Annotated in this window: 4 protein-coding genes and 3 pseudogenes; 1 reads left to right on the top strand and 6 read right to left on the bottom strand. The window is 63.5% G+C overall.

Translation table 11 applies throughout. The features are described 5' to 3' along the window. Positions 1–259: 259 nt before the first annotated feature. From C1I89_RS28585 to C1I89_RS28560, 6 genes and pseudogenes are all read right to left on the bottom strand, one after another. On the bottom strand, positions 260–601 hold the full coding sequence (locus C1I89_RS28585) for a hypothetical protein (RefSeq protein ID WP_006226014.1): 342 nt from the start codon (positions 599–601) through the stop codon (positions 260–262). Between the two features lie 102 nt (positions 602–703). Beyond that, positions 704–1,030, bottom strand: a complete 327-nt coding sequence (locus tag C1I89_RS28580; RefSeq protein ID WP_006226013.1) for a hypothetical protein — start codon at positions 1,028–1,030, stop codon at positions 704–706. A gap of 94 nt (positions 1,031–1,124) precedes the next feature. Further along, positions 1,125–1,589 (bottom strand): DUF3275 family protein, encoded by a 465-nt coding sequence (locus C1I89_RS28575; protein WP_258231549.1) that lies wholly within the window; start codon positions 1,587–1,589, stop codon positions 1,125–1,127. Then, positions 1,492–1,932 (bottom strand): annotated as a pseudogene (locus C1I89_RS28570) (DUF3275 family protein); the annotation flags it as partial. The gene C1I89_RS28575 and the pseudogene C1I89_RS28570, both read right to left, overlap by 98 nt. Before the next feature lie 58 nt (positions 1,933–1,990). Continuing rightward, a pseudogene (locus C1I89_RS28565) lies at positions 1,991–2,554 on the bottom strand (DUF3577 domain-containing protein); the annotation flags it as partial. 16 nt (positions 2,555–2,570) lie between these two features. Beyond that, positions 2,571–3,047 (bottom strand): annotated as a pseudogene (locus tag C1I89_RS28560) (DUF3577 domain-containing protein); the annotation flags it as partial. A gap of 404 nt (positions 3,048–3,451) precedes the next feature. Here C1I89_RS28560 and C1I89_RS28550 point away from each other — a divergent pair. Further along, on the top strand, positions 3,452–4,016 hold a 565-nt coding region (locus C1I89_RS28550), incomplete at its 3' end, for a helix-turn-helix domain-containing protein (RefSeq protein WP_146196952.1).

The following is a 4,016-nucleotide window of genomic DNA, read 5'->3' as shown; positions in this document are numbered from 1 at the left end:
GTCAGGCGTGCAAGGAACTGCTGGACGGCGGTGTCGCGCGCCCAGATGGACAGGAAGATCAGGTTGCCCTGGTCATCGCCGACGCAAGCGTCGGCCATAACGTCCGGGCATTCGTCGATGTGGAACAGCGTGGTGGATGAAGTGTGTGCGTGCATGGTGGTGTCCTCGATGAAATGAGGGGCAGCACCGCCCGCAGGGGCAGCGAATGCCCCGTTAGGGATGAAGGAATGCGGATAAGGTGTTCGATCCGCTTGGGCGTTCAGAACGTCTGTTCGGTGAACGAGCCGTCGGCCTGATGCTTGACTACACGGTTGCCAACGTTGCCCTCGCAGTCCTGTTGGACTTCGGTGAACATGCTTTCGGGCACGTCGATGTGGAAATGGCGCAGGACCACTCGGTAGTAGTCCAGGTAGTGGTTGAACGGGTCGCTCTCGTGCAGGTTGCTGTACAAGAAGTCGTCGCTCTCGACCTTCGCGGTATCGTCGATCAGCTCGGCCGGCTTTTCGATGAATAGGAAGAAGTAATTTGCCGGCCGGTCCCAGCCCAGTACGACGGTGATGGGAAAGCCCTTGTGAACGGTGTCGAAGTAGTGCCGACTCATGGTGATGTCCTCGGTGAATCGGAAACAGCACCGCCCCTGAGGCAGGTGCTGCCCCAAGGGGTGGAGAAAAGCCGCGCAAGCGGCGATGACGTGTGCCGGACCTCAATAGTCCGAATCGCAACCGGACGGGCAATAACCCAGTTCGATTCCGTGCGAGCAGTAGCCGTTTTCGGCGTTCCAGTCCTGGGTTTCCTGCCTTTCGGCCGGTGTGGCGTAGCCCCATTCCTGTGCGATCTGCAGCGCCTGTGCGCGTTGCTCTTCCGGCAATCGACTGGCTTGCGCGTCGATCTCCGAACTGAAAAGCGTGACCCAGTGGTCCCAGGACAGGCCACAACCACGCTGGGCGTGCTCGGCGGCTGTCTTGCAAACAGCTCGCCACGCGGGTTCACCCAGCGAAGAACGGGGTGTATCGCAATCGATGGTGGACATGATGGAGACCTCCAGAAGAAAGCCGGGGGCCTCCCCGCATAGGGAAAGAGCCCCGGCGGGTGGATGAAGAACACCGCGCATGCGGTGTCTGCGATCACGCAGGTTGCAGTTCGGCCTGGCGGCTCCACTCCTGCGTTTTGAAGTCCAGCGCGTAGCCCAGATCGCCCAGGCGGGCGATCTGCGCGCGCAGGGCGCGGCGGTCGATGGTCGAATCCAATTTCACGGAATCGCCCAGCGGCCAGAGCAAGCCGAACAAAGCAACGTCGCCCTCTTCGGTGCTGCCAGGGGCAGCCGCCGCAGCGGGCGTCGGTGCATCCACACCGAAGGGCGTGGTATCGACCAGCGGGTCCGCCGAGGCCTGCACGGGTGCGGGCTTGGCGGGTCTGGAGGCCTTGGCGGGCTTGGCCGGCGTTTCCGCAGGCTGCGTCCCCAGCTCTTCATCGAGTNGTGGTATCGACCAGCGGGTCCGCCGAGGCCTGCACGGGTGCGGGCTTGGCGGGTCTGGAGGCCTTGGCGGGCTTGGCCGGCGTTTCCGCAGGCTGCGTCCCCAGCTCTTCATCGAGTGGATCGACTTCCTGGGTGGCGAAGCTGCGGGCCTCATCACGACTCAGTTTGTCGATGCCGTTGAGCGTCATGCCGTCGAGGTTTGCGCGCACTTCAAACCGCGCGCCGCCCGCGACCGGATAGGACTTCGCGAAGATGTAGCGAATGACGAAATCCCCGTCGTACTTTCCTTCGGGGTACTGCTCCAACTCCGCGTCTTTAACCGCGAACTCGCCGATGGGGGTAGAAAGGCGCCCAACCGTGAACGGGCCGTTCTTGCCCCGGATGGTCCGCAACGTGAGCTGGCCCGGGACGACGATGGGTAGGGCTGATCTCGTAGGTGCCGATGTGGCTGCCATGATGGTTCTCCTTGGACGAATAGGAAAAAGGCAAGGCCCCGTGAGGGGCCGTGCCGGATCAGAACGAAGCAGCCAATGCCGGCTCCTGCTCCTCGACTGCACATTCGGGCTCGCGCTCGGCGGGCTCGGCAGATTGGTAGGAAACGGCGTCGGCGGCAGTGTCGATGGCGTTGGCGGCTTCGGACGCGGGTGCGTCCTCCGCTGGCGCTGCCTCGGCATGCGCCTGGCTCGTCGGATAGACCTGGGTGCCGTCGATCTTGATCAGACCGATGTGGACCAGCGTCGATTCCAGGCTTGCGGCCGGTTCCCCAGCGTGCTCGCCCTTGGTGCGGATGTACGGATCGATCTTCATGTCGTTCAGACGAAAGGCGATCAGCACCTTGCGATCCCCTTCGATGGCCTGCACGCATCGGCGAACCAGATGCTCGGCTTCAGGGGTGGCGACGATCGTGTCGAAGTACCGATATTCCGGTTCATCGACAGGTCCGGCCAGCGCGGCGATGGAGCACGACAGGAACGGGTCACCATCCTTGGGGGTGACGTCCTTCGGACGGTTGAGGTAGCCGATGCCACGGGTGATCAACTCGTGCTGCTCGATCGAAGCCAGTTCGGCCCGCTCGATCANCGATGGAGCACGACAGGAACGGGTCACCATCCTTGGGGGTGACGTCCTTCGGACGGTTGAGGTAGCCGATGCCACGGGTGATCAACTCGTGCTGCTCGATCGAAGCCAGTTCGGCCCGCTCGATCAGCTCGGCCTTGAGCAGTCGCGCCTTGAGGGATGCGGCGGCCTGGCCTTTCTGTTCGCCCTTGTCGCGGATGTAGGCATCGCCCCAGAGGTCGCCGAGGCGAAAGCGCACCAGCGGTCGCTGCTTGGAATCGTCAACGCCGATGTAGCGCTGAACGAGCTTCTTGGCCTCGGCACCCGAGACCTTGACGTCGAAGTAGCGGTAGCTCGGGTCCCTGGCGGGGCCGACCAGCGCGGCGATGGTGCAGGCCAGGAAGGGCTGCGCACGGCGGCCGCCCCTGACGGGCACCTCACGGACACGCTGGAGGTAGCCGATGCCCGAGGTGTGGAGGTCGAAATACGATTTCTCGTTGGAAGTGGTGTTCATGGTGAATCTCCATAGGGAAAAGCGGAGACACACCGAGCCCACGCATGCGGGGAAAGGTGCGTAACCCCGCGGTGGGTTGATAAGGCGAAAGCATCCGCCACCAGGGACTGGTGGCCGCTCGCGGATGGATGCGGTGCGAGCTGGCTCGGTCACGCAGTGGAAACTGCGCCGCAACCTCGAAGACCGATGGTTGCCTGGCATGTCGCTGACAGCGTCAGCAGGCATGGGGTCAGCATGGCCGGGCCTCGCGCGCGCGACAGCAATCAATTGGCATCCGCGCGTTTCCCTTTGTCCACGCAGCCCGGCTCAGCGCAAAAGAAAGGTTCATCGCAGAATAGCGTGGAGCGATTTGGCCAGATTTCGTACTCTTGAGGCCAGTTTCTGGTGTTCAGGAGGATCGGACGATGCTGGATCGCAAGCTGTTGGAGTCCCTGGGTGGCTGGGACGGCTATCGGGTGGATCGCGTGGTGTGGCCTGAAGGCGATGGGCGCACGGTGTCGCTGTATCTCAAGCCCACGGCCAAGGCCATGCATTGCGAGCAGTGCGGCGCGCGGTGTCGCCAGGTGCACGAGACGACGGTGCGACGCGTGCGCGACCTGCCCTTGTTCGAGTATCGGGTGGTGCTGCATGTGCCGCGACGGCGGCTTTGGTGTGAGCGGTGCGGCGGCCCGCGTCTGGAGCGGCTCGGCTGGCTGGGACGCTATCAGCGTGTCACGGATCGGCTGGCACAAGCCTGCAGCCAACTGCTGCAATCGAGCAACGTGCAGGCGGTGGCCAGGTTCTTTGATCTGGGCTGGCACACGGTCAAGACGGTGGATAAGGCGCGACTGCGTGCATCGATCCCGGAGCCGGACTGGTCGCGTATCGAATACCTGGCAATGGATGAGTTTGCCCTGCACAAGGGCCATCGGTATGCCACCGTCGTGGTCGACCCCACCAGCCGCCAGGTGCTGTGGCTTGGTCTGGGCC

Origin of the sequence: Achromobacter pulmonis (genome assembly GCF_002885955.2) — a bacterium.
Classification (GTDB): Bacteria; Pseudomonadota; Gammaproteobacteria; order Burkholderiales; family Burkholderiaceae_B; genus Achromobacter; species Achromobacter pulmonis_A.
This window is presented reverse-complemented; position numbering and strand designations above follow the sequence as displayed.

What these genes read in the sequence shown, in the direction of transcription:
- C1I89_RS28585 (WP_006226014.1), bottom strand. Translation starts at nt 601, where the DNA reads ATGAGTCGGCACTACTTCGACACCGTTCACAAGGGCTTTCCCATCACC.
- C1I89_RS28580 (WP_006226013.1), bottom strand. Translation starts at nt 1,030, where the DNA reads ATGTCCACCATCGATTGCGATACACCCCGTTCTTCGCTGGGTGAACCC.